The sequence below is a fragment of the Mesorhizobium sp. P2_H9 genome (assembly GCF_056403215.1).
The window spans coordinates 99,328-124,149 of the sequence record NZ_JBFUFX010000002.1 but is presented as its reverse complement, the minus strand read 5'-3'; the positions used below and the strand labels follow the sequence as shown (position 1 = coordinate 124,149).

18 protein-coding genes are annotated in these 24,822 nt (G+C 63.0%); 14 read left to right on the top strand and 4 right to left on the bottom strand.

What is annotated here, in order from left to right; translation table 11 throughout:
• Positions 1-126 precede the first annotated feature (126 nt).
• The 11 genes from AC1DXN_RS03595 to AC1DXN_RS03545 all read left to right on the top strand — a co-directional run bounded on the left by AC1DXN_RS03595 (position 127) and on the right by AC1DXN_RS03545 (position 11,512).
• Entirely contained in the window at positions 127-1,272 is a 1,146-nt protein-coding gene (locus AC1DXN_RS03595) for an aminodeoxychorismate synthase component I (RefSeq protein ID WP_477248419.1), read from the top strand.
• Complete coding sequence (locus AC1DXN_RS03590) at positions 1,221-1,883, top strand: aminotransferase class IV family protein (RefSeq protein WP_477248421.1); 663 nt, start codon at positions 1,221-1,223, stop codon at positions 1,881-1,883. Before AC1DXN_RS03595 ends, AC1DXN_RS03590 begins: the two co-directional genes overlap by 52 nt.
• 22 nt (positions 1,884-1,905) lie before the next feature.
• The gene (locus tag AC1DXN_RS03585) at positions 1,906-2,193 is read left to right on the top strand and encodes a YciI family protein (protein ID WP_477273201.1); all 288 of its coding nucleotides are present in this window, start codon (positions 1,906-1,908) and stop codon (positions 2,191-2,193) included.
• Complete coding sequence (locus tag AC1DXN_RS03580; protein ID WP_477273203.1) at positions 2,190-3,143, top strand: heme-dependent oxidative N-demethylase family protein; 954 nt, start codon at positions 2,190-2,192, stop codon at positions 3,141-3,143. The genes AC1DXN_RS03585 and AC1DXN_RS03580 overlap by 4 nt, the downstream gene beginning before the upstream one ends.
• Positions 3,127-4,392: a hypothetical protein gene (locus AC1DXN_RS03575; protein WP_477273205.1), complete on the top strand. Its 1,266-nt coding sequence runs from the start codon at positions 3,127-3,129 to the stop codon at positions 4,390-4,392. Before AC1DXN_RS03580 ends, AC1DXN_RS03575 begins: the two co-directional genes overlap by 17 nt.
• Positions 4,393-4,517: 125 nt before the next feature.
• Complete coding sequence (locus AC1DXN_RS03570; RefSeq protein ID WP_477273207.1) at positions 4,518-5,963, top strand: homospermidine synthase; 1,446 nt, start codon at positions 4,518-4,520, stop codon at positions 5,961-5,963.
• 86 nt (positions 5,964-6,049) lie between these two features.
• Positions 6,050-6,427, top strand: coding sequence for an outer membrane lipoprotein Omp10 (gene omp10, locus AC1DXN_RS03565; RefSeq protein WP_477273209.1), 378 nt, complete (start codon positions 6,050-6,052; stop codon positions 6,425-6,427).
• Between the two features lie 202 nt (positions 6,428-6,629).
• The gene (locus AC1DXN_RS03560; RefSeq protein ID WP_477273211.1) at positions 6,630-8,699 is read left to right on the top strand and encodes a 5'-nucleotidase C-terminal domain-containing protein; all 2,070 of its coding nucleotides are present in this window, start codon (positions 6,630-6,632) and stop codon (positions 8,697-8,699) included.
• Positions 8,700-8,856: 157 nt separating this feature from the next.
• A complete protein-coding gene (hemH, locus tag AC1DXN_RS03555; protein WP_477273213.1) occupies positions 8,857-9,921 on the top strand; it encodes a ferrochelatase in 1,065 nt (354 codons plus the stop codon).
• Positions 9,922-10,059: 138 nt separating this feature from the next.
• A complete protein-coding gene (locus AC1DXN_RS03550; protein ID WP_477421463.1) occupies positions 10,060-11,010 on the top strand; it encodes an SPFH domain-containing protein in 951 nt (316 codons plus the stop codon).
• A gap of 37 nt (positions 11,011-11,047) precedes the next feature.
• A complete protein-coding gene (locus AC1DXN_RS03545; RefSeq protein WP_477248437.1) occupies positions 11,048-11,512 on the top strand; it encodes an NfeD family protein in 465 nt (154 codons plus the stop codon).
• A gap of 3 nt (positions 11,513-11,515) precedes the next feature.
• Here AC1DXN_RS03545 and AC1DXN_RS03540 read toward each other — a convergent pair whose 3' ends face one another.
• A complete protein-coding gene (locus AC1DXN_RS03540) occupies positions 11,516-12,517 on the bottom strand; it encodes a KpsF/GutQ family sugar-phosphate isomerase (RefSeq protein WP_477248439.1) in 1,002 nt (333 codons plus the stop codon).
• A 276-nt stretch (positions 12,518-12,793) separates the two neighbouring features.
• Here AC1DXN_RS03540 and AC1DXN_RS03535 point away from each other — a divergent pair, with 276 nt between their 5' ends.
• A complete protein-coding gene (locus AC1DXN_RS03535; RefSeq protein ID WP_477273215.1) occupies positions 12,794-14,569 on the top strand; it encodes an outer membrane beta-barrel protein in 1,776 nt (591 codons plus the stop codon).
• Between the two features lie 6 nt (positions 14,570-14,575).
• Here AC1DXN_RS03535 and galU read toward each other — a convergent pair whose 3' ends face one another.
• Positions 14,576-15,478 (bottom strand): UTP--glucose-1-phosphate uridylyltransferase GalU, encoded by a 903-nt coding sequence (galU, locus tag AC1DXN_RS03530; protein WP_477273217.1) that lies wholly within the window; start codon positions 15,476-15,478, stop codon positions 14,576-14,578.
• A 209-nt stretch (positions 15,479-15,687) separates the two neighbouring features.
• Between galU and AC1DXN_RS03525 the strand changes: the two genes are divergently transcribed.
• On the top strand, positions 15,688-16,911 hold the full coding sequence (locus AC1DXN_RS03525) for a lytic murein transglycosylase (protein ID WP_477273219.1): 1,224 nt from the start codon (positions 15,688-15,690) through the stop codon (positions 16,909-16,911).
• Positions 16,912-16,964: 53 nt separating this feature from the next.
• Positions 16,965-18,185 carry an SGNH/GDSL hydrolase family protein gene (locus AC1DXN_RS03520; protein ID WP_477273220.1) on the top strand — a complete coding sequence of 407 codons (1,221 nt, stop codon included), beginning with the start codon at positions 16,965-16,967 and terminating at the stop codon, positions 18,183-18,185.
• On the opposite strand, the gene AC1DXN_RS03515 is transcribed toward AC1DXN_RS03520, so the two are convergent.
• Positions 18,182-19,636: a glutamate synthase subunit beta gene (locus AC1DXN_RS03515; protein WP_477273222.1), complete on the bottom strand. Its 1,455-nt coding sequence runs from the start codon at positions 19,634-19,636 to the stop codon at positions 18,182-18,184. The two genes, AC1DXN_RS03520 and AC1DXN_RS03515, sit on opposite strands and share 4 nt — an antisense overlap.
• 143 nt (positions 19,637-19,779) lie before the next feature.
• Positions 19,780-24,528, bottom strand: a complete 4,749-nt coding sequence (gltB, locus tag AC1DXN_RS03510; RefSeq protein ID WP_477273224.1) for a glutamate synthase large subunit — start codon at positions 24,526-24,528, stop codon at positions 19,780-19,782.
• Positions 24,529-24,822 lie beyond the last annotated feature (294 nt).

Below are 24,822 nucleotides of genomic sequence, written 5' to 3'. Positions count from 1 at the left end.
GGACGCCGCCTTTGTCTTTTGGCCGTAACCACCTTTGCGTCTTCAGACGCCGTTCCCTCGATTGCGCGCGGTCACCCCCCCATATAGAGCCATCACTGGCGCCATCGACTGCAGCATCCGAGCCTCATGTCCCTGCCCTCTGCAATTTTCCGCAATGATGAAAGCGGCCGTCAGCTCGTTTTCGACCGTCCGGCTGAAATCATCGTCGCAAACACGGCTGAGGATTTCCTGCCGGCGTTGCAGGCTGCGCAGGCAGCAACCGATGCCGGCAAATGGCTGGCTGGCTATTTCTCCTACGAGGCCGGCTATCTGCTCGAGCCAAAACTTGTTCCGCTGCTGCCGGCAGGTCGACGCGCTCCACTCGTTTGTCTGGGTGTCTTCGATGCTCCGGTCGAACAGGCGCTGCCGCTTCGTGGCGCGCCGGCCACCAACGGTCCGATCTTCGACGCCAAAGCCGACTGGTCTTCAAAGGACTACGCGGAACGCTTTGCGCGGCTGCACGACCACATCCGCAAGGGCGACTGCTATCAGGGCAATCTGACCTTTCCGATCCATGCGCAGTGGTCGGGTGATCCGCTCGCCGCCTTCGACGCGCTGACCGAACGCCAGCCGGTGAAATATGGCGCGCTGGTCGCGCTCGGCGACCCGATCGTTCTGTCGCGCTCACCGGAGCTGTTCTTCGAGATCGGCACTGAGGGCAACATCGAAACCCATCCGATGAAGGGCACCGCACCGCGCGGCGCGACCAAGGCGGAAGACGCGCGGCTGAAAGCGTTTTTGCGCAACGACGAGAAGAACCAGGCCGAGAACCGGATGATCGTCGACCTCTTGCGCAACGACATCTCGCTGATCAGCGAGGTCGGCACGCTGGAGGTGCCGGAGCTGTTTCGCATCGAAAGCTATCCGACCGTCCACCAAATGGTCAGCCGCGTGCGGGCAAAGCTTCTGCCGGATCTCACCATCCGCCAGATCTTTGCGGCGCTGTTTCCCTGCGGCTCGATCACCGGCGCGCCGAAAATCCGCGCCATGGAAATCCTGCACGAGCTGGAAGGCGTGCCGCGCGATGTCTATTGCGGCGCCATCGGCTGGATCGCGCCTGAGGGCATGATGCGCTTTTCGGTGGCGATCCGCACCATCTCGCTCTTCTCCAGCGGCGAAGCCGTCTACAATGTCGGCGGCGGCGTCGTCTTCGATTCGACGGCCGAGGAGGAGTACCAGGAGTGTCTGCTGAAAGCGCGCTTCGCGACGGGAACGCCGCCGACTTCGAACTGATCGAAACCATGCGCTGGGAGCCTGGAACAGGCTTCCTCCGTTTCGACCGCCACCTTGCACGCCTCTATGGGTCGGCAGCTGAACTCGGCTTCGCCTGCGATCCGCAGAAGGTCGGCGAGGTGTTGATGGATACGGTCGGCCGACAAGGCATCGCCCTGCGTACTCGGCTCGTTCTCTCGCGCAACGGCAAGGCGACGGCTGCTGCCCAGCCTTTTGAACCACTCGCCGCCAACAAGGTCTGGCGGCTGCAGCTGGCGCGGGTGCGGCTGGACTCGAACGACACGCTGCTGCGCCACAAGACCAGCCGGCGGCATACCTATCAGCGGGCGCGTGCCGAATACCTGATCAGCCAGGCCGACGAAGTGCTTCTGGCCAATGAGCGCGGCGAAATCTGCGAGGGCACGATATCAAATGTCTTCGCCGATTTCGGCGATGGCGTGCTGGCGACGCCCCGGCTCGATTGCGGCCTGCTGCCTGGCGTATTGCGCGGCGCGTTGCTGGATGAAGGCCGAGCCCGGGAAGCGATCTACACCTTGGATGATCTGAAGTCGGCCAAGGCGCTTTTTGTCGGCAATTCCTTGCGCGGTTTGATCCCCGCACGGCTAGGCTGACCGAAGCCATCGGGAGAAAAGAATGTTCGTGGTTTCGCTGAACTACAAGGTGCCGCTGACCGAGATCGACCGCTTGGCGCCCGCGCATGTCGAGTGGCTGAAGGCCTGCTATGCCGAAGGCGTCTTTGTCGCTTCCGGACCGAAGAAACCACGAACCGGCGGCATCATCATCGCACGCGGCCCTCGTGACGTACTCGACGCCAGGCTGGCCGCCGATCCTTTCGCCAAGGCAGGCGCCGCTGACTACGATGTCACCGAATTCACGGCAAAAATGACCGCCGCCGCATTGGACGCCTACAAAGAGGCATGAGCGTCCGCCAGCCCACCCACACGCCCTATGACGGCTCCTCGAAGCTCTTCACCATCGGGCTGAAGCCGCTCGACCCCGATAGATGGATCGAGGTCGATGAACACCTCAAACCTTATCTCGCCGAGAAACGCCGGCTTTATGCGACAATGCCGGACAAGGTTTTTGTCGAGGAGGCAGGCACGCGCGACGCCCAGCGCGAAGTGCTCGAAATGCTCGGCCCGCATCTCACGGCGAAATTTCCCGAGACCTACGGGCGCACAGCGGCGGGGATCGAAGTGATCGACGCGGCAGACAATCTAGCCGGCAGCACCACCGCCAGTTTCAGCGACGCTCCACTTGTCGCGGCCTCCTTGCTTGTCCAGGAAGACCTGATCCTGATGCGGCGCGACGACAGCGGTTGGCGACTGGCCGCCGGCTCGCTGTGCTTTCCCTCGTCATGGTCGCTGACCGAAAAATTCGGCAGGCCGCTGCAGCAGATCCACGCGCCGGTGCCGGGTTTCGGGCCGGGCACGCGTTCGGCCGACCTCATCAACCGCATGTTCGACGGCCTACAGGGCCAGGCGGTCGAGCGCTACAACTGGTCTATACAGGCCGACGACGCGCTCTATCACCCGCTGTCCAACGTCGAGCGGATCGATCGCGCCAGTAACCGTCCGACCCGGTTTCCCGATGGCGATATCAACGCTCATGCCTTCATCCGCGTCGAGCGGCAGACGCTGCGCAAGCTGCCTGTTTCGCACGACATCCTGTTCACCATCCGCATCCATCTCGACCCGCTCAAGGTGCTGGCGCGGCATCCCGACAGGGCCACGCTGGCGGCGTCCTTTGCCGCCCAGCTCCAGGCGCTGGACCAGGCGCAGCTTGACTATAAGGGGCTGACCGCAGACCGTGACAGACTGGCGCAAAGCCTTGATATCATGGCTCGGGGGAACAATGATCCATCATCCTAGCAAGCCGGTCGCGCTTGCCTGCGTGCTGTTCGGCCTGGTGACGGCGGCGCTGGCTGAGCCGGTAACCTATGCCGGCAAGATCGGACAGACCGACATCGTCGTCGAATTCACCAGCGATCCGTCGGCGCCGGACGGACCGCTCGCTGGCCGCTATTTCTACCGCTCGAAAGGTGTCGACATCCCGCTGCAGGCCAGGCCGCTGAAGGGGCGCCGGTTCGAATTGGCGGAGGAGGAAGCGTGCGGCCCCGAGAAATGCGGAGAAGGCCGGGCCGCGCCAGTGGCCGCGATCTGGCGCCTCGTCTCCGCCGACAAGGGCAAGACACTGGAGGGCACCTGGAACGGGAAGAAGACGCGGCCGTTGAAGCTGACCCGGATTGCAGAGCGTGAGCAGACCGAGCCGCCGGCCTCGAGCCCGCTCGATCTCTATAGTTTCACTGACAGCATATTCTTCAACGATGCGCCGATCACCATGGAAGCGTCGCCCTACGATTATCTACGGCTGGATTTTGCCCTCAGGACTGACGACCCAAAGACCGGCGACCCACAAACCGGCGAAACAAACGGCTGGCCGGATGCGGCCTATAGCTATGTCGTCGATCCCCGCACCAGATTCACCGTGCCGCGCATCGTCAAACTGTCGGGCGGCGCGCCGGTCGAGGCGGCGAATGCCTTGCTTGAGAATCGGCACCGGCATGCCAGCCTCGGCGCGTTGAGCTGTGCGGCGTTGCGCTACGCCGGCTTTCACGAGGACAGCCCGATCGACAGCATGGATGACGGTTCGCTCGGCGGCTATGAGGACTCGACGTCAGAGGTCAGCTCGCTGACGCCGCAACTGATGAGCTGGCGGGAGTCCGGGACCCTGTTTTGCGGCGGTGCGCACCCGACCATCTATTCGGATACCTACGTGATGGACGTGCACCGCGGCGTGTTGCTCGGCCTTCAGGATATGTTTTCCGATACGGTCGACGGCAAGCCCGGTCCCTCGCTCATCGCCTTCATCGCGCAACGGCGCAAGAAGCCGACCGATCAGACCCAAATCGATTTCGAAACCGAATGCGGCACCGACGATCTAATCACCGAATATCTCGCGGCAAGCCTCTGGCGCGACGGCGACAAGGAGGTCCTGCTCTTCGGGCTCCAGGGCCTGCCGTATGCCATCCAGGCCTGCGGCGACGGTGTGCTGGACCTGCCGGTCTCCGAGGCCCGTGATCTTTTCAAGCCGGAATTCGCAAAATTGCTCGGCCTATAGGCCCGATGGCGCCCGGCAAAGCCGGCCATTTCCCGCTTTTTCCTTTATTGTGACAATGATCTATGGTTTGTCGCGCCGCGGCCAGGCGGCCGGTGTGAAGCGTTCTTTTGAGGAGTGTTCGATAGATGGCGACTGAAAATTGGCCCGTTTACGGTGAGATCACCGGCCCTGTCGTGATGATCGGCTTCGGCTCGATCGGACGGGGAACGCTGCCGCTGATCGAGCGCCATTTCAAGTTCGACAAGTCGCGCATGACGGTCGTCGACCCGCGCGACACCGACCGCAAATTGCTCGACGAGCGCGGCATCACCTTCATGCAGGATTCGGTGACCCGGAAGAACTACAAGAAGCTTTTGACCCCGCTTTTGACCAATGGCGGCGGCCAGGGCTTTTGCGTCAACCTGTCGGTCGACACCGGTTCGGTGGATCTGATGCGACTCTGCCGCAAGCTCGGCGTGCTTTACATCGACACCGTGGTCGAGCCATGGCTCGGCTTCTATTTCGATGCCAAGGCCGACAATGCAAGCCGCACCAACTACGCGCTACGCGAGTCGATGATCGAGGAGAAGCGCGAAAACCCGGGCGGCGCGACCGCCATCTCCACCTGCGGCGCCAATCCGGGCATGGTCTCGTGGTTCGTCAAGCAGGCACTGGTCAATCTCGCCACCGATCTCGGGCTGGAGTTTTCCGAACCGGCGCAGCAGGATAGCGAAGGCTGGGCCAAGCTGATGAAGAAGGCCGGCGTCAAGGGCATCCACATCGCCGAGCGCGACACCCAGCGCACCAAGAAGCCAAAGCCGATGGACGTGTTCTGGAACACCTGGTCGGTCGAAGGCTTCATCTCGGAAGGGCTGCAGCCGGCCGAACTCGGCTGGGGCACGCATGAGAAATGGATGCCGAAGAACGGCAAGAAGCACAAGCACGGTTCGCAGGCGGCGATCTATCTGGAGCAGCCGGGCGCCAACACCCGCGTACGCAGTTGGTGCCCGACGCCCGGCCCGCAATACGGTTTCCTGGTGACGCACAATGAGTCGATTTCGATCGCCGATTTCTTCACCGTGCGCGGCAAGAAGGGCAAGGTTCACTACCGCCCGACCTGCCATTACGCCTACCATCCGTGCAATGACGCCGTGCTGTCGCTGCACGAGATGTTCGGCGCCGCCGGCAAGGCGCAACCCGTGCATCACGTGCTCGACGAAAACGAACTGGTCGACGGTGTCGACGAGCTCGGCGTGCTGCTCTACGGCCACAACAAGAATGCCTACTGGTATGGCTCGCAGCTGTCGCTGGCCGACGCCCGCAAGCTGGCACCCTATCAGAACGCCACCGGCATGCAGGTCACCTCGGCGGTTCTCGCCGGCATGGTCTGGGCGCTGGAAAATCCGCAGGCCGGCATCGTCGAGGCCGACGAGATGGACTACAGACGCTGCCTCGAAGTGCAGAGCCCCTATCTCGGACCGGTCAAGGGCTACTACACCGACTGGACGCCGCTCGATAACCGCCCCGGCCTGTTTCCCGAAGACCTCGACAAAAACGACCCGTGGCAATTCCGCAACATCCTCGTTCGATAGCGTTTCCCCTAGGCATGCCTCACTGCCTTGCAATCGCCCGGAAATCGGGCGATTGAAGGGATGCGGACTGAGGAGAGGATTCTCACATGACGATTGCGCGCAAAGTTCTTTCGATAAGCGTGGCCGGCGCCTTGGCGACGATGCTTGCCGCCTGCGTGACCGGCGGCCCTGACGAGCCACCAATCGCCTCTGCATCGAAGGGGGTCGAAGGCTCCTGGCTGAACGCCGAAGGCAACGCGGTGTCGACATTGAATGGCGGAAATTTCACCACGGTTTCCGCCGAGACCGGCGAGAAATTTGCCGATGGCAGCTATTCCAAGACCGGGCCCACCTCGGTCGAGATCAACGGCACCTCGTTGATCCGGCAGCAGACGATAGCCTTCAACTGTCTGCTGGTATCCATCAATCAGCTCAACTGCACCAGCGCCGCCGGGCAGAACTTTGTGCTGACCAGGCGCGGCTGAGCCGATCCCGCAAGGGTTAACAAAAGGCGGCGGCACGATGCCCGTCGCCTTTTTTATGTCGGCAAACCGATCCCGATTCCGCTCGCCTGATTCTTCTTGCATCGACAGAAACGCGATGTGAACATGCCCGAAAAGCTGGCTGTTATGCTCCAGTCAAGCAAGAGCGTTACATGCGTCTGGTCAGGCCATCCGGGAGACGAAGATGAAGAAGTTTGCTGCCATTGCCGCCCTGTCGGCATCCACGCTCGGCCTGTCGGTCGGAGCATCCTTTGCCGACTACACGTTGAACATCCTGCATTTCAACGATTGGCACAGCCGCATCGAAGGCAACAACAAATATGAGTCGACCTGCTCGGCCGAGGAGGAGACCAAGGGCGAGTGCATTGGCGGCGCCGGCCGGCTGGTCACCGCGATCGCCCAGGAGCGCAAGAAGCTCGAAGGCCAGAACGTGCTGCTGCTCAATGCAGGCGACAGCTTCCAGGGATCGCTGTTCTACATCACCTACAAGGGCACCGCGGAGGAGGAATTTCTCAATCAGATCAAGCCCGACGCGGTGACGCTCGGCAACCACGAGTTTGACGACGGCGAGAGCGCGCTGGTGCCTTACCTTGACAAGGCGAAGTTCCCGATCGTCAGCGCCAATGTTGTGCCCAACGACAAGTCTGGCGCGGCGGGCAAGATCAAGCCGTCGATCGTGCTTGAGGTCGGCGGCCAGAAGATCGGCATCATCGGCGCCGTCACCAACGACACGCCTGACCTCGCCTCGCCCGGCCCCAACATCACCATCGCTGACGACGTCAAGTCGATCACCGCCGAGGTCGAGAAACTGAAGGCGCAAGGCGTCAACAAGATCATCGCGGTGACCCATATCGGCTACAAGCGCGAGCGCGACGTCATCGCCAAGATACCGGGCATCGACGTGGTCGTCGGCGGCCACAGCCATTCGCTTTTGTCCAACACCGACCCGAAAGCGGAAGGCCCCTACCCGACCATGGTCGACAATCCGGATGGCTATAAGGTTCCGGTCGTCCAGGCGGCGTCCTATTCGAAATATCTCGGCGAGTTCAAGATCGTGTTCGACGACAATGGCGTCGTCAAATCGGCGAGCGGCGACCCGATCTTCCTCGACAAGTCGATCACGCCCGATCCCGCCGTGCTTGCCCGCATCAAGGAGCTTGGCGCGCCGATCGAGGCATTGAAGAACAAGGAGGTCGCCGAGACCACCAAGGCGATCGATGGCAGCCGCGAAAACTGCCGCGCCCGCGAATGCGAGATGGGCAATCTCGTCTCCGACGCGATCCTCGACCGCGTCAAGGGCCAGGGCGTCGAGATCGTCATCTCGAATGGCGGCGGCCTGCGCGCCTCGATCGACCAAGGCACCGTCACCATGGGCGAGGTGCTGACCGTGCTGCCGTTCCAGAACACGCTGGCCACCTTCCAGATTTCCGGCAAGGACCTCGTTGCAGGCCTCGAGAGCGGCCTCAGCCAGCTCGAGGACGGTGCCGGGCGCTTCCCGCAGGTCGCCGGCCTGAAATATTCGTTCGACAAGTCGGTCGCGCCCAATGCCGGCCGCGTCAAGTCGGTCGAGGTCATGGAAGGTGGCGCCTGGACGCCGATCAATCCGGACAAGGACTATCTGGTCGCCACCAACAATTATGTCCGCCAAGGCGGCGACGGCTACAAGATCTTCGCCGAGAAGGCCAAGAACGCCTATGACTTCGGTCCGGGCCTCGAACAGGTGGTTGCCGACTATCTTGGCGCGCACAAGCCCTACACCCCAAAGCTCGACGGCCGCATCACTGAGATCGCCGCGACGGTTGCCGCGGCTCCCGCCGCCGAACCTGCCAAGCCGGCCGAACCGGCCAAGCCCGCGGAGGCTGCGCCCGCTCCGGCTGCAGAACCGGCTGAAGCGGCACCCGCCGAGCCGGCACTGCCTGCGCCGCCGGCTGGCTCAAGCGATATCGCGGCAACGCCGCCAACTGTCCCGGCGGAAGCCGCGCCTGCGACACCTGCGCCCGCCGAACCGGCCAAGCCAGCCGAGGCTGCCCCTGCGCCGGCGACACCAGCACCGCCTCCGGCCGAGCCGGCAAAGCCGGCCGAGGCCGCTCCCGCCGAAGCCAGCCATGTCATCGTTGCCGGCGATACCTATTGGGACCTGGCCAAGCAGGCCTATGGCGACGGCACCAAGTGGAAGGTGATCTCCGAGGCCAACAAGGGCTACGAGCCACGCCGGCTTCCCGTCGGTGCGACCTTGACCATACCGCCGAAGTAACCTCGCTTCGCCTCTGCGCTTAGAAAACCCGTCCGAGAAACCGGGCGGGTTTTTCTGCTTTCAGGGTAAGGTGCGGCCAGACGCAGCATTGAAAACTCGCGCCGCATCGCTAGTTTCGCCGCGACATCGCCGGTTTCGCGGTGTCGGGAGACCTTCCATGACGCTTTCCACGCCTGTCGATCCCAAAGTCGCGAAAGCGCTTGGCCCGCTGCCGGCGGGGCATCCCTCAGTCAGAACCGGCAAGATCGGCGTCATGCTGGTCAATCTCGGCACGCCTGACGGCACCGATTTCAAGCCGATGTGGCGCTATCTCAGGGAATTCCTGTCCGACCCGCGCGTCATCGAGCTCAACAGGGCGATCTGGTATCCGATCCTCTACGGCCTGGTTCTGACCACACGGCCGAAGAAGTCCGGCGCCAACTACGCCAGGATCTGGAACCGGGAGCGCAACGAGTCGCCGCTGCGCACCTTCACCCGCGCCCAGGGCGAAAAGCTTGGTCAGGCGTTGCACGACCTGCCCAATGTCGTCGTCGACTGGGCGATGCGCTATGGCAACCCTTCGACCGAGAGCGTCGCCAAAAAGCTGGTCGAGCAAGGCTGCGACCGCATCCTCTGCTTCCCGCTCTATCCGCAATATTCGGCGACGACGACGGCGACCGCCAACGACCAGCTGTTTCGCGCGCTGATGAAGATGCGGGCAGCCCCAGCCATCCGCAGCGTGCCGCCCTACTATGACGAGCCAGTCTATATCGAGGCGCTCGCCCGTTCGATCGAACAGCATCTGGCGTCGCTCGACTTCGAACCGGAGGTCGTCATCGCCTCCTATCACGGCATCCCAAAACCCTATTTCGAGAAGGGCGACCCCTATCACTGCCATTGCCTGAAGACGACGCGCCTGCTGCGCGAAAGGCTCGGCTGGAGCGACAAGAAGCTGATCACCACCTTCCAGTCGCGTTTCGGCGCGCAGGAGTGGCTGCAGCCCTACACCGACAAGACGGTGGAGAAACTCGGCCATGACGGCGTGAAGTCGATCGCCATCGTCAATCCGGGCTTTTCCGTCGACTGCATCGAGACACTGGACGAAATCGGCCGCGAGGCGGCCGAAACCTTCCATCACGCCGGCGGCGAGAAATTCGCCCATATCCCTTGCCTCAACGACAGTGTGGAAGGCATGGCGGTGATCGAAGCGATGGTGCGGCGCGAACTGTCGGGTTGGATCTGAAGCCGACGCCTCTCGCAATCAGCTGTGCATAGATAATCAGCGATCACCAGATTGTAACATTGCTGAAACACACTTAAGTGTTTGGTGAAGTCGGTTGCACGGAAGCGTCTCCGTGGCCGGCATCTTAGGGAGAACCAAATGGACTTCAGTGGTTTCGGCATTGYGATTGGTGCACTTGCCTTTCTGGTATTGGTGCTTCTTATCAAAGGCATCAGGACAATCCCGCAAGGCTACAATTATACGGTTGAGCGCTTCGGTCGCTACACCAAGACACTGAGCCCCGGCCTCAATTTCATTACGCCGTTCGTCGACCGTATCGGCGCCAAGATGAACATGATGGAGCAGGTGCTCGACGTTCCGAGCCAGGAAATCATCACCCGCGACAACGCCATAGTGGGTGTCGACGGCATCGCCTTCTACCAGATCCTCAACGCGGCGCAGGCAGCCTATCAGGTCTCAGGCCTGCAGAACGCCATCCTCAACCTGACGATGACCAACATCCGTACCGTCATGGGCTCGATGGACCTCGACGAACTGCTGTCCAACCGCGACGCCATCAACGAGCGCCTGCTGCGCGTCGTTGACGAGGCGGCGCACCCGTGGGGCATCAAGATCACCCGCGTCGAAATCAAGGACATCAACCCGCCGGCCAACCTCATCGAATCGATGGGCCGCCAGATGACCGCCGAACGCAACAAGCGCGCGCAGATCCTCGCCGCCGAAGGTCTCAAGCAATCGCAGATTCTTGAGGCCGAGGGCCGCAAGGAAGCCGCCTTCCGCGACGCCGAGGCGCGCGAGCGTTCCGCCGAGGCCGAAGCCCGCGCCACGCAGGTCGTGTCGGAAGCCATCTCCAAGGGCGACGTGCAGGCGCTTAACTACTTCGTCGCGCTGAAATACACCGAAGCGATGGGCAAGATCGGCACCGCCAACAACAGCAAGGTCGTGCTGATGCCGATGGAAGCCTCGGCGCTGATCGGCACGCTCGGCGGCATAAGCGAGATCGCCAAGGAGGTGTTCCGCAGCGAAGGCACGGCCGGCGCCGCGCGGCAGGCCGCCCGCCCACCGGTGGTTCGCCCAAGCGATAACTGAGATCAGGCGACAATTGAGATCATAGGAGCGCACTCCCATGTTCGACCGCATCATTTCCGAACTTGGTCCGTGGAATTGGATGGTTCTGGGCTTCGTCCTGCTGGTGATGGAAGTCATCGCGCCAGGCATCTTCATGCTGTGGATCGGTATTGCCGCGCTGCTGATCGGCGTGGTCTCACTGCTGATCTGGGATACCGGCTTCTGGACTTGGGAAATCCAGGTTCTCGCCTTCCTGGCGCTGTCGCTGGTCTCTGCCTTCGTCGGCAAGAAGCTGGTCGGCGGGCGCAATGACACGACCGACCAGCCGCTGCTTAACCGCCGCGGCGCCCAGATGGTCGGCAAGATGGCTACCCTTGCCGAACCGATCAAGGACGGCCGCGGCCGCATCAAGCTCGGCGACACGCTGTGGCGCGTCTCCGGTCCCGACCTGCCGGCCGGCACGCAGGTGCGTGTTGTCAGTTCGGCCGATACAGATCTGGAACTGACGGTCGAGCGGGTCTGAATTTCAGGCCGCGCCGATGCGCAACAGGTCGTGGAAATGAACCACACCCAGCGGCATGTTGTTTTTGGTCACCACCAGCGCGCCGATATTGTAGTCGTTGAGGAGCGCGATCGCCGTACCGGCTAGCGTCTGCGGATCGATCGTCTTGGGCGTGCGGGTCATGACCTCATCGACGATGACGTTGGCCAGGTTACGGTGCAGATTGCGCGCCACGTCACCGTCGGTGATGATACCGGCCAATTCACCATTCGTATCGACGATCAAGACGCAGCCGACCTTCTTCTTCGACAGCGTCATGACCGCTTCCGGCATCTTGGTGCCGAGCACGGCCAGCGGAATCTGGTCGCCGACCCGCATGATCTCGGAGACCATGGTCAGATTGGCGCCGAGCTGGCCGCCGGGATGGAAGGTGCGGAAATGGTCCGGGGTGAAGCCGCGTGCTTCGAGCAGCGCAATGGCCAACGCATCGCCGATCACCAGTTGCAGCAGCGTCGACGTGGTCGGCGCAAGGCCGTGCGGGCAGGCTTCGGGCGCGCGCGGCAGCAACAGCACCACGTCCGCCTCGCGCGCCAGCGCCGATGTCTCGCCGGCGGTGATCGCGACCAGCGGGATCGAGAAACGCCTGGAATAGGCGATGATGCCGTTGAGCTCCTTGCTCTCGCCCGACCACGACATGGCGATGATGGCGTCGTCCCTGGCGATCATGCCGAGGTCGCCGTGATTGGCCTCGGACGGATGGACAAAGAAGGCCGGCGTGCCGGTCGAGGCGAGCGTCGCGGCGATCTTGGAGCCGATATGGCCACTCTTGCCGACGCCGGTGACGATGACGCGGCCTCTGGCCTGCGACACGATGTCGACGGCGCGCGCGAACGGTTCGGACAGCCCATTTTCGAGCGCCGCGGCCAGAGCCGCCACACCGGCCTGCTCGGTTGCCACCGTCCTGAGCGCCGATTCTATCGAAGCTTGCTTGTTCAGCCGCTTCTTTTCTGGGGATCCCGCATGCATGGCTGATGCGATTAGCGCTTTGGCGCTCGCCTGTCCAACAGAAATGCCACCTCACGCCTGTCGCCCAAAGGCCTGCCCCGGGCCTGAACCAAGGCCATGCAGCGGTTTTGGGATGGCGAGCTGCACGAAAACAGGAAGCTTGAAGCGCGCCGCATGAATCCCTTCGGACATCAGCGCCTTAAGGGTCATTGGCCCGCCGCCTCAACCCTCCGTTAACCATCCCCATTTACGGTTCGGTAAGTATGGCGCGCTTGCGCCGCGCAAGCAGTGGTGACGATGTCGCGGGCCCAGCCTGAAAGCAAAAGAGGTCGAAACGGCAAAGCCATCAGCGCACTGCTGCTGGCGGCCAGCGCTTTCGCTTTGCTGCGGCCAACACCGCTTTGCGCTCAGGAGACCGAGCTGCGCGGCGAGGTTTCGGAATCGGCGATCCTGTTTGACCAGCAGCGCAAGGTGAGACAGCTGAGCGCCGCCGGATCTCAAGATCAGGCAGCAGCCGATGCAGCCGCTCAGGCCAACCCGCCAACCCCGACGACCTATCTGCCGGCAAGTGCCGGCGCCGTGCCGGACGACACCGGCGCCACGCCCGCGACCGGCAGCATCTTCGATCCGCTGGCGGCCAGCGATGGCAGTTTTGGCGACAATCCACCCCCAGCTAAGCCGCGCCGGCCGTCGACCGCAAAACAGCGCGCCGCCGATGCGGACAAGGCTAAAGACAAGGCCGCCGACAAGAAGAAGCTCGGCAAGGCAACGGACCCTACCACGACCGGAACCACTTCGACCGACGCAGCGGCAGACGACACCGACCAGGACACAGCCAATCGCCGTGCCCTCACCGTCGACAGCGCCGACCGGCAGAAGCTCGATCCCGGCGCCGAGCGCACCCGCTCCATCGAGGGCCTGAAGAAGAAGCCCGAAGAAGATCCCTACGCCGCACCCGGCATCAAGGTTGGCTCCTTCCTGCTCCGGCCGACGCTTGAGCAAGGCGTGACCGCAACGTCGAATGCCGATTCCAGCAGTGGCGGGACGTCGGCAGTGCTGTCCGAAACAGCGCTGCGTTTTTCCGCCGCCTCTGACTGGCGCGAGAATTCGGCGGTCATCGACGGATACGGCAACTTCCGCAACACCATTTCGGGCAAGAAGATCAATGAAGGGCGCGGCCGCATCGAAGGCACCCTAAACGTCGATCTCGACAATGAACTGCGCGCCATCGCCAAGCTCGGCTACGAAATTGCGCCGGAATCAGCCTCCTCGCCCGACGCCATTGCCGGTGTCAAATCGCAGCCGATCCGCCAGACCATCGACGGCAGCCTGGGCGTCGAGAAGGACGTCGGCAAGCTGCGCTTCGCGCTGACCGGCGCGGTCTCTCACGACATCTATGGCGACGCCGAGCTGACAGACGGCACTGTGCTGTCGCAGAAAGACCGCAACTCGACGCTGTATACCGCCACCTTGCGCACCGGCTACGAGATCTCGCCCGCGATCACGCCTTTCGCCGAGGTCGAAGTCGGCCGCCGTGCCTATGATCTGCGCGTCGATTCGGGCGGCTTCGAACGGTCGTCCACCCGCCTCGGCGCGCGTGCCGGGGTCGAACTCGACATGGGCGAGAAGCTGACCGGCGAATTCTCCGCCGGCTGGCTCAGGGAAGCGATCGACGACGACCGTCTGGCGGCGATCTCCGGCGCAACCGTGAATGCCGACCTCAAATGGTCGCCCGAGCGCGGCACCATTATCGGCCTCACCGGGAAGACCACCGCCGAAGGCACCACGGCCGCCAACGAAAGCGGCGATATCCTCTATTCCGGACGCCTCACCGGTGAGCGGCAGATTCGCGCCAACTTGACTGGAAACGCGGCTCTGGGCCTCGACTGGCGCGATTACACCGGCTCCGACGGGCACGACCTGACGCTGAGCGCCGAGGCCGGCCTGACATGGTGGCTGAACCGCTATGTCGGCCTCACCAGCCGCGCCCGCACCGAAAAGCTGACCAGCAACCTGCCCGGGCGCAATTACACCGCCAACAGCATCTACCTCGGCCTGAAGCTGCAGCGGTAGGAAGTCTTAAGCGGCGCCGCGCCGCTCTGATGGTTTTATCTCATCGAGCAGCGTCCGGATGACGCCCGACATGTTCTCGTTCATGTCGCTGCGCCACAGCGCGAAGGCCACATTGGCCTCGACGAAACCTTCCGGCGAACCACAATCGAAGGTGCGGCCCTGGTAGTGGTAGCCATAGAAGGGCTGCTGCTTTTCCAGTTTCAGCATCGCGTCGGTGAGCTGGATCTCGTTGCCGGCGCCCTTTTCCTGGCCTTCGAGAATCCCGAAAATCTCGGGCTGCAGGATGTAGCGACCGTTGATGTAGAGATTGGACGGTGCGGTGCCGGTCTTCGGCTTCTCCACCATCTCGGTGATGCGGAAACCGTGATGCGTATCCTCGCCGCGGCCGACAATGCCGTATTTGTGCGCCTCGGCCGGATCGCATTCCTGCACGGCGATGATGTTGTTGCCGGTCTCCTCGTAGAGCTCGACCATGGCCTTCATGCAGCTCTTTTCCGACTGCATGATCATGTCGGGCAACAACAGGGCGAAGGGCTCGTCGCCGACCAGTTCGCGCGCGCACCAGACGGCGTGGCCGAGCCCCATCGGCACCTGCTGGCGGGTAAAGCTGGTCTGTCCCGGTGCCGGCTGCAGCCGCTGCAGGCGGGCGAGCTGGTCGTCCTTGCCGCGCTGCGCGAGCGTGTCGTAGAGCTCGAACTGGACATCGAAATGGTCTTCGATGACCGCCTTGTTGCGGCCGGTGACGAAGATGAAATGCTCGATGCCAGCCTCGCGCGCCTCATCGACAACATACTGGATGACCGGTCTGTCGACGACGGTCAGCATTTCCTTCGGGATGGCCTTGGTGGCCGGGAGGAACCGCGTGCCGAGGCCGGCGACCGGGAAAACTGCCTTGCGAACTCTCTTCATGCTGTCAATTATCCGTTTGAGGGCCTGCTCCGCAATCCCGCTCCGAGACATTTTCACGCCGGAATCGGGGATTACTGAAGGACTGCTGAGAAACTTGCTGTGCGTAAAGCATCGACGCGTCTTTTCGTTCCCAACGGCTCCTATGGTAAACTAAATCCTAACCGGGTTCGGCGATGAATGGTCTTCCTGAGATAAAGAAGGAGGAAAAGATGTCCGTTCGCAATGCCGCAAAACTTTTCACCAGCGTCATGACGGCCGCCAGCCTCTCGCTTGCCTTGCTGATGCCGGCCGGACCGGCTTTTGCCGATGCCGGCTTCCGGCAATGGGTCGCCGGCTTCCGCGCCACAGCCGTGCAAGGCGGCGTTTCCGGCGCCGTTTATGACCAGGCGTTCAAGGATATCAGGGATATTGACCCGGTGGTGCTGGAAAAGGCGCGTACGCAGCCTGAATTCACCGCCCCGGCCTGGGACTATTTCGACAACCGCGTCCATGACCAGTCGGTCGCCGTTGGCCAGCAGATGGCGAAGAAATGGAAGCCGTGGCTCGACCGGATCGAGGCAAGGTTCGGTGTCGACCGCGACATCCTGCTCGCCATCTGGTCGATGGAATCGAACTATGGCGAGATCCTCAAGCGCGACGACATCATGCGCAATGTCGTGCGTTCGCTGGCGACCTTGGCCTATGCCGACCCGAAGCGGGGGAAATTCGCTCGCACCCAGTTGATCGCCGCGCTCAAGATCCTGCAGACGGGCGACATCGACGAAAGCCATCTCAGCGGATCCTGGGCTGGCGCCATGGGCCACACCCAGTTCATTCCGACCAGCTATCAGCACTATGCCGTTGACATGGACGGCAATGGCAAGCGCGACATCTGGAATTCGATCCCCGATGCGCTGGCGACATCAGCCAATCTGCTGAAGAAGAATGGCTGGCAGGCCGGCAAGACCTGGGGCTATGAAGTCACGCTGCCGGCCGGCAAGCTTCCCGGCGACGCGAAGACACTGGCGCAATGGCAGGCGCTCGGCGTCGTCAGGGCCAATGGCAAGTCGTTCAAGAACGTCACCGACAAGGCGACGCTGAAGGTGCCGGACGGCCGCGATGGGCCAGCCTTCCTGATGATCAAGAATTTCTCGGTCATCAAGGCTTACAACAACGCCGACAAATATGCGCTGGCCGTCGGCCTTCTTGCCGACGAAATCGCCGGTTCCAGTGGTCTCGTGCAGGACTGGAAACGGCCTTTCACCAAGCTCAGCTTCGAAGAAAGGCAGGAGCTGCAGAAGCGGCTTTCGCAGCACGGGCTTTACGACGGCAAGTTCGACGGCAAGATCGGTGATGGCACCAAAACCGCCATCATGACCTATCAGGCGAAGGTCGGCTTGACCCAGGACGGGTATCCGAGCATGGAAGTGCTCAAATGGCTCCGACAAAAATAGAGCCGCCGCGCGATCCCGATTTCGGGGTCATGCGCCAGGGATGGAGAGGGTGATTGGTTTCGGTCGCGTGTATCCGGGTCATCGTCCGTCGCATGCCGATCCTGATTCTGGCCATTGCCGTTCTGGCAGTCGCCGCCGCCAGCACCTTTCACACGCCGGCCATGGCGCAGGAACAACAAAACCGGGGTTGGTCGCTGCGCGACCTGTTGTTCCCGCGCAGAAGTGAGCGGGTCGAGCCGCCGCTCGACATCCAGAAGCCGCAGCCCAAGCCAAGAAAGAAGGCGCCTCGCCCACCGGCCGAACCGGCAATACCGATTGTCGAGAAAACACCGGATGCTCGTGTGGTTCTGGTGGTCGGCGATTTCATGGCAAGCGGCCTTGCGGAAGGCCTCGATACTGCCTTTGCCGAAAATCCCGGCGTCAGGATCGTCGTTCGCGCCAACGGTTCGTCCGGTTTCGTGCGGGATGATTTCTACAACTGGCCCGAACAGATCAAGTCGTTGATCGAGACCGAGAAGCCCGCGGTCGTGGTCGTCATGCTCGGCTCCAACGACCGCCAGCAGATGCGCGTCAACGATGTGCGCGAACAGCCGCGATCCGAGAACTGGACCAAGGAATATGAACGCCGTACCGATGCGCTGGGCAAGGCCATAGCGTCGACCAAGGTGCCCTTCCTGTGGGTTGGCATGCCGGCTTTCCGGGTTCCGAAAATGACCTCCGACATGCTGGCCTTCAACGACATCTATCATTCGGCGGCCGAAAGCAGTGGCGGTGAGTTCGTCGACATCTGGGATGGATTCGTCGACGAGAACGGCGCCTTCGTCACCACCGGACCTGACATTAACGGCCAGGCGGTGCGCCTGCGCTCCGATGACGGCATCAACGTGTCGAAGGCCGGCAAGCGCAAGCTCGCCTTCTATACCGAAAAGCCGCTGATGAAGATCCTTGGGCTGACGGCACCTGGGGGTGCGGTGACGGCGTCCGCGCCGGCTGGCGCCCCGGTCGAAGTGCCGTCGCCGGCCGCCGTCCCCATCGTGGTCGACCGCACCGTGCCGATGCTGCTCAGCGATCCGGCGCTCGACGGCGGTTCGGAACTTCTCGGTGCAGCGCCACCGACGACAAAGGCGGATGTGAAGCTGCCCGGCGAAAAGCTGGTCGTCGAGGGCAAGGCGCCCGCTGCCTCGCCCGGTCGTGCCGACGATTTTTCCTGGCCGCCCAAGACCCAGCCCGCGACAGGGGCCGCCGGCGACACGACGACGGCGATCAACCCTTAACGGGGCAGAACAGTCGATCCCATCAACGCCTCGTCGATCGAGCGCGCCGCCTGGCGGCCCTCACGGATCGCCCAGACGACCAGCGACTGGCCGCGCCGTACGTCGCCCGCCGCATAGAGCCTGTCGACGCTGGTCTTGTAGTCGCGATCGTTGGCCTCGACGTTTTTCGAACGGCGGCTGTCGGTGACGATCTTCATCTGGCCATCCAATTCCGACACCAGTCCGGCTGTCGTCGGCCCGGCAAAGCCGATGGCGATGAAGGCGAGATCGGCGCGGATGACGAATTCGGTGCCGGCGATCGGCTTGCGCTTGTCGTCGACCTCACAGCATTTGACGCCGGTCAGCTGGCCCTCTTCGCCGATGAATTCGAGCGTCGCCACCTGGAATTCGCGCTCGGCGCCTTCGGCCTGCGACGACGACGTGCGCATCTTGGTTGCCCAGTAGGGCCAGACCGAGAGCTTGTCTTCCTTTTCCGGTGGCTGCGGTCGGATGTCGAGCTGGGTGACGCGCACGGCGCCCTGGCGAAAGGCGGTGCCGACGCAGTCGGAGGCGGTGTCGCCGCCACCGACGACGACGACGTGCTGGCCGCCGGCGACGATCGGCGCCGAGTGCCACGCCACCGACTGGATCGGCTCGCCGCCGACGCGCTTGTTCTGCTGCACCAGATACGGCATCGCATCATGCACGCCGTCGAGATCGTCGCCGGGAATGCCGGCCGCGCGCGGCGTTTCCGAACCGCCGCAATAGAGCACCGCGTCATGTTCGGCGAGCAGCTCGCTGACCTTCTTGTCGACGCCGACATTGACGCCGCAATGGAACGTCACGCCCTCGCCCTGCATCTGTTCGATGCGCCGGTCGATATAGTGCTTCTCGATCTTGAAGTCGGGAATGCCGTAGCGCATCAGCCCACCCGGCCGGCTCTCGCGCTCATAGACATGGACGTCGTGGCCGGCGCGGCCCAGCTGCTGGGCGGCGGCCATGCCGGCCGGTCCCGAGCCGATGATGGCGACACGCTTGCCGGTCTTCTTCTCCGGCGGATAGGGCCGGATGTGGCCGGTTTCATAGGCCTTGTCGGCGATCGCCTGCTCGACGGTCTTGATGGCGACCGGAATGTCCTCGAGGTTCAGCGTGCAGGCTTCCTCGCATGGCGCGGGGCAGATGCGGCCGGTGAACTCCGGGAAATTGTTGGTCGAATGCAGGTTGCGGATCGCATTGTCCCAGTCGCCATTGTAGACGAGGTCGTTCCAGTCCGGGATCTGGTTGTGGATCGGACAGCCGGTCGGCCCGTGGCAGAACGGAATGCCGCAATCCATGCAGCGCGCGGCCTGTTTCTCGACCTCCTTGTCCGACATCGGCAGCGTGAATTCGCGAAAATGCCGGATGCGGTCGGAGGCCGGCTGGTACTTGTGCACCTGCCGGTCGATCTCGAGAAAGCCTGTTACCTTACCCATAGTCCAGTTCCTGCTGTCCAGATGGTGCGGTTTTCGCCGCACCCGTTAACCTCTTGAGGCAGCCATGGCAACCTTGCGCCCGAGGTCAAACTGTCAATGAAGTGTGGACCGGGAAGCCTGGGCCTCCCGGCAGTTCCCAAAGCCTACTCCGCCGCCACGCCCATGCGCATGCGTTCCATCTCGATCAGCGCACGGCGGTACTCGACCGGCATGATTTTCCGGAATTTCGGCCGGAAAGTCGTCCAGTCGTCGAGGATCTCGCGACCCCTGACCGAGCCCGTGTAATGCACATGGTTCGAGATCAGCTGGTAGAGTCGCTCCTCGTCATGGCTGGTCATGTCGCCGGAGACGTCGACGCGGCCCTTGTGGTCGAGGTCGCCGCCGTGATGGAGCAGCTTTTCCATCAGATCGTCTTCTTCCGGCACCGGCTCCAGTTCGACCATCGCCATGTTGCAGCGCTCGGCGAAATCGCCTGCCTCGTCCAGCACATAGGCGACGCCGCCCGACATGCCGGCGGCGAAGTTGCGGCCGGTCTGGCCGATGACGACGACGATGCCGCCGGTCATGTACTCGCAGCCATGGTCACCGACGCCTTCGACGACGGCCGCAACGCCCGAATTGCGCACCGCGAAACGCTCGCCAGCGACACCCGCGAAATAGGCCTCGCCCTCGGTTGCGCCATAGAGCACCGTATTGCCGACGATGATGGAGTCCGCCGCGACGATCTTGGCCTCTTCCGGCGGCCGGATGACGATGCGCCCACCAGACAGGCCCTTGCCGACATAGTCGTTGGCCGCACCGACAAGCTCGAACGAAATGCCGCGCGCCAGGAAGGCGCCGAACGACTGGCCGGCGGTGCCGGTCAGCTTCACCGAGATCGTGTCCTCGCGCAGGCCCTTGTGCTTGAAGCGCTTGGCCACCTCGCCTGACAGCATGGCGCCCGTCGAACGGTCGACATTGCGGATGTCGACCTCGATCTTGACCGGCTGCTTCGCCTCGAGCGCCGGCTTGGCCAGTTCGATCAGCTTGCGGTCGAGCACGTCGTCGATCGGATGCTTCTGCCGTTCCGTCCAGTGCACGGCAGCATGCGGCGCATCGGGCTTGAAGAACATCTTCGAGAAATCGAGGCCCCGCGCCTTCCAGTGCACGATCAGGTCGCGCTTTTCCAGAAGGTCGGTGTCGCCGATGATCTGGTCGATATGGGTGTAGCCCATTTCGGCGAGCAGCCCGCGCACCTCTTCCGCCACATAGAAGAAGAAGTTGATCACGTGTTCCGGCGTGCCCTTGAAGCGCTTGCGCAAGACCGGATCCTGCGTCGCGACGCCGACCGGGCAGGTGTTGAGGTGGCACTTGCGCATCATGATACAGCCGGCCGCGATCAGCGGTGCGGTCGAGAAGCCGAACTCGTCGGCGCCAAGCAGCGCGCCGATGATGACGTCGCGGCCGGTACGCAACCCGCCATCGACCTGCAGCGCCACGCGCGCCCGCAGACCGTTCAGAACCAGCGTCTGGTGCGTCTCGGCAAGGCCCATTTCCCACGGGCTGCCGGCATGCTTGAGCGAGGTCAGCGGCGACGCACCGGTGCCGCCATCATAGCCGGAGATGGTGATGTGGTCGGCGCGCGCCTTGGCGACGCCGGCAGCCACCGTGCCGACGCCAACTTCCGAGACSAGCTTGACCGACACGTCAGCSGCCGGATTGACGTTCTTCAGATCGTAGATCAGCTGCGCCAGATCCTCGATCGAATAGATGTCGTGATGCGGCGGCGGCGAGATTAGGCCGACGCCCGGCGTCGAATGCCTGACCTTGGCAATGGTCGCATCGACCTTGTGGCCGGGCAGCTGACCACCCTCGCCGGGCTTGGCGCCCTGCGCGACCTTGATCTGCATCATGTCGGAGTTGACGAGATATTCCGCTGTCACGCCGAACCGCCCGGAGGCGACCTGCTTGATCGCCGAGCGTTCGGGGTTCTTGCCGCCGCCCGGCAGCGGCAGATAGCGGTCGGCCTCTTCGCCGCCCTCGCCGGTGTTCGACTTGCCGCCGATCTGGTTCATGGCGCGCGCCAGCGTGGTGTGCGCCTCGCGCGAGATCGAGCCGAAGGACATCGCCCCGGTCGAGAACCGCTTGACGATCTCGGCCGCCGGCATGACCTCGTCGATCGCGACCTTCTTGCGGCCGCTCTCTTCCGCCAGCTTGATCCTGAACAGGCCACGAATGGTCTGGGCCCGCGCCGTCTCGCTGTCGATCTGGGCGGAATAGTCCTTGAAGGTTTCCCACGAGCCCTGGCGCACGGCGTGCTGCAAGGTCGCGACTGCGTCGGGCGACCAGATGTGTGCTTCGCCGCGCATGCGGAACACGTATTCGCCGCCGACCTCGAGGCTGTTGCGCAGCACCGGGTCGTTGCCGAAACCATCGGTGTGGCGGCTGAGCGTCTCGGCCGCGATCTCGTCCAGTCCGACGCCCTCGATCAGGGTCGCCGTGCCGGTGAAGTATTGCTGCACGAAATCGGTCTTCAGCCCGATGGCGTCAAAAATCTGCGCGCCGCAATAGGACTGATAGGTCGAGATGCCCATCTTGGACATCACCTTGAGGATGCCCTTGCCGATCGACTTGATGTAGCGCGAGACCACTTCGTAGGCGTCGACTTCCTTCGGCAGTTCGCCACGCTTGTGCATGTCGGTGAGCGTGTCGAAGGCAAGGTAAGGGTTGATCGCCTCGGCGCCATAGCCGGCAAGGCAGCAGAAATGATGCACTTCGCGCGGCTCGCCGGATTCCACGACCAGCCCGACCGAAGTGCGCAAGCCCTTGCGGATCAGATGGTGGTGCACCGCGGCCGTCGCCAGCAGCGCCGGGATGGCGATCCGGTCCGGCCCGACCTGGCGGTCGGACAGGATAATGATGTTGTAGCCGCCGGCGACCGCCGCCTCCGCCCGCTCGCACAAGCGGTCGATGGCGCCCTGCATACCGGCTGCGCCCTCGTTCGAGCCATAGGTGATGTCGATCGTCTTGGTGTCGAAGCGGTCCTCGGTGTGACCGATGGAGCGGATCTTTTCGAGATCGCCGTTGGTCAGGATCGGCTGGCGCACTTCCAACCGCTTGCGGCGCGAATTGCCGACCAGGTCGAAGATGTTGGGCCGCGGCCCGATGAAGGACACCAGGCTCATGACCAGCTCCTCGCGGATCGGGTCGATCGGCGGGTTGGTGACCTGGGCGAAGTTCTGCTTGAAATAGGTATAGAGCAGCTTCGACTTGTCCGACATTGCCGAGATCGGCGTGTCGGTGCCCATCGATCCCACGGCTTCCTGGCCGGTGGTCGCCATCGGCGACATCAGCAGCTTGGTGTCTTCCTGGCTGTAGCCGAACGCCTGCTGGCGGTCGAGCAGGCTGACATCCCGGCGCAGTTCGCGCGGCTCTACCGGCTTCAAATCTTCGAGGATGAGCTGCGTGTTGGTCAGCCACGTCTTGTAGGGATGCTTGGTGGCGATCTCCGACTTGAGCTCCTCGTCGGAGACGATACGACCCTTCTCGAGGTCGATCAGCAGCATACGGCCGGGCTGCAGCCGCCACTTCTTGACGATCCTCTCTTCCGGCACCGGCAGCACGCCGGCTTCCGAGGCCATGATGACGCGGTCATCGTCGGTGACGATGTAGCGCGCCGGGCGTAGTCCGTTGCGGTCGAGCGTGGCGCCGATCTGGCGGCCATCGGTAAAGACCACCGCAGCCGGTCCGTCCCACGGCTCCATAAGGGCGGCATGGTATTCGTAGAAGGCCTTGCGGTCGGCATCCATCAGCTTGTTGCCGGCCCAGGCTTCCGGGATCAGCATCATCATGGCGTGGCTGAGGCTATAGCCGCCCTGGAACAGGAACTCGAGCGCGTTGTCGAAACAGGCTGTGTCGGACTGGCCCTCATAGGAGATCGGCCACAGCTTCGAGATATTGTTACCGAACAGCTCCGAATCGACGGACGCCTGGCGCGCCGCCATCCAGTTGTTATTGCCGCGCACGGTGTTGATCTCGCCATTGTGGGCGACCATGCGGTAGGGATGCGCCAGCTTCCACGACGGGAAGGTGTTGGTCGAGAAGCGCTGGTGGACGAGGATCAGCGCCGTCTCGAAGCGCGGGTCCTTGAGATCCTTGTAGTAGGCGCCGACCTGGTAGGCCAGGAACATGCCCTTGTAGACGATGGTGCGCGCCGACAGCGACACGCAGTAGGAACCGATGTCCTTGTTGTCGTTCTCGGCGTAGATGCGGCCCGATATGACCTTGCGCAGCAGATAGAGCCTGGCCTCGTACTCCTCGTCGTCGGTGATGTCGGCCGTGCGGCCGATGAATATCTGGCAATGGAACGGCTCGGACGCGACGATATCAGGCGCCTTCGACAGCGACGAATTGTCGACGGGCACGTCACGGAAACCGATGAGCGGCAGCCCCTCGGACTGCGCCGATTCGGCAATGATATCCTCGATGTGGGCGCGCAGTGCTGCATCCTGCGGCATGAACCAGTGTCCGACGCCGTATTGACCGGCCGGCGGCAGTTCGATGCCTTGGGCTGCCATCTCTTCGCGGAAGAAACGGTCCGGAAGCTGCACCAGCACGCCGGCGCCATCGCCGACCAGCGGATCGGCGCCGACGGCGCCGCGATGCGTCAGGTTTTCAAGCACGGCAAGGCCGTCCTTGACGATCTGGTGCGACTTCACGCCCTTCATATTGACGATGAAGCCGACGCCGCAGGCATCGTGCTCGTTGCGCGGATCGTAGAGGCCCTGCGCGGCAAAGCCGTTGGCGGTTCGTCCAATCGTGGTCAGGCCAGTGGTGATAGACGTATTTTTGACGGCTGCCGCTTTCGTCTGCGCGGCCTGGCCGTTCGTCGCAGAGAGCGTCATGTCCGTCATCGTCCTGTCCTCCGTTCCCAGCCGTTCGGGCGCTGGTTTGCCTCGGGAAGCGCTTGCTCCCCCTTGATCCTTGCGGCACGTCTTGCGAAATCTTGGGCTGAACCATGCGGCTTTCCACATGGTTCGTGTCTGGTATTCGTACAGGCCAGAGCCAGTCTGTCTACCTGTCGCTCGCGGCAACGGCCGGAGAGGCCTAACGATACGCCAATCCAGCCTGTTTTGTGCGACAAAATAAGACAGCACTACTGTCCTAAATTTTTATGACAGAAATCCCGGGAGCGCACAAGACCGATT

What these genes read in the sequence shown, in the direction of transcription:
- galU (WP_477273217.1), bottom strand. Translation starts at nt 15,478, where the DNA reads ATGAAGAGAGTTCGCAAGGCAGTTTTCCCGGTCGCCGGCCTCGGCACG.
- hemH (WP_477273213.1), top strand. Translation starts at nt 8,857, where the DNA reads ATGACGCTTTCCACGCCTGTCGATCCCAAAGTCGCGAAAGCGCTTGGC.
- omp10 (WP_477273209.1), top strand. Translation starts at nt 6,050, where the DNA reads ATGACGATTGCGCGCAAAGTTCTTTCGATAAGCGTGGCCGGCGCCTTG.
- AC1DXN_RS03540 (WP_477248439.1), bottom strand. Translation starts at nt 12,517, where the DNA reads ATGCATGCGGGATCCCCAGAAAAGAAGCGGCTGAACAAGCAAGCTTCG.
- AC1DXN_RS03580 (WP_477273203.1), top strand. Translation starts at nt 2,190, where the DNA reads ATGAGCGTCCGCCAGCCCACCCACACGCCCTATGACGGCTCCTCGAAG.
- AC1DXN_RS03575 (WP_477273205.1), top strand. Translation starts at nt 3,127, where the DNA reads ATGATCCATCATCCTAGCAAGCCGGTCGCGCTTGCCTGCGTGCTGTTC.
- AC1DXN_RS03560 (WP_477273211.1), top strand. Translation starts at nt 6,630, where the DNA reads ATGAAGAAGTTTGCTGCCATTGCCGCCCTGTCGGCATCCACGCTCGGC.
- AC1DXN_RS03515 (WP_477273222.1), bottom strand. Translation starts at nt 19,636, where the DNA reads ATGGGTAAGGTAACAGGCTTTCTCGAGATCGACCGGCAGGTGCACAAG.
- AC1DXN_RS03535 (WP_477273215.1), top strand. Translation starts at nt 12,794, where the DNA reads ATGTCGCGGGCCCAGCCTGAAAGCAAAAGAGGTCGAAACGGCAAAGCC.
- AC1DXN_RS03570 (WP_477273207.1), top strand. Translation starts at nt 4,518, where the DNA reads ATGGCGACTGAAAATTGGCCCGTTTACGGTGAGATCACCGGCCCTGTC.
- AC1DXN_RS03595 (WP_477248419.1), top strand. Translation starts at nt 127, where the DNA reads ATGTCCCTGCCCTCTGCAATTTTCCGCAATGATGAAAGCGGCCGTCAG.
- AC1DXN_RS03585 (WP_477273201.1), top strand. Translation starts at nt 1,906, where the DNA reads ATGTTCGTGGTTTCGCTGAACTACAAGGTGCCGCTGACCGAGATCGAC.
- AC1DXN_RS03545 (WP_477248437.1), top strand. Translation starts at nt 11,048, where the DNA reads ATGTTCGACCGCATCATTTCCGAACTTGGTCCGTGGAATTGGATGGTT.
- AC1DXN_RS03525 (WP_477273219.1), top strand. Translation starts at nt 15,688, where the DNA reads ATGTCCGTTCGCAATGCCGCAAAACTTTTCACCAGCGTCATGACGGCC.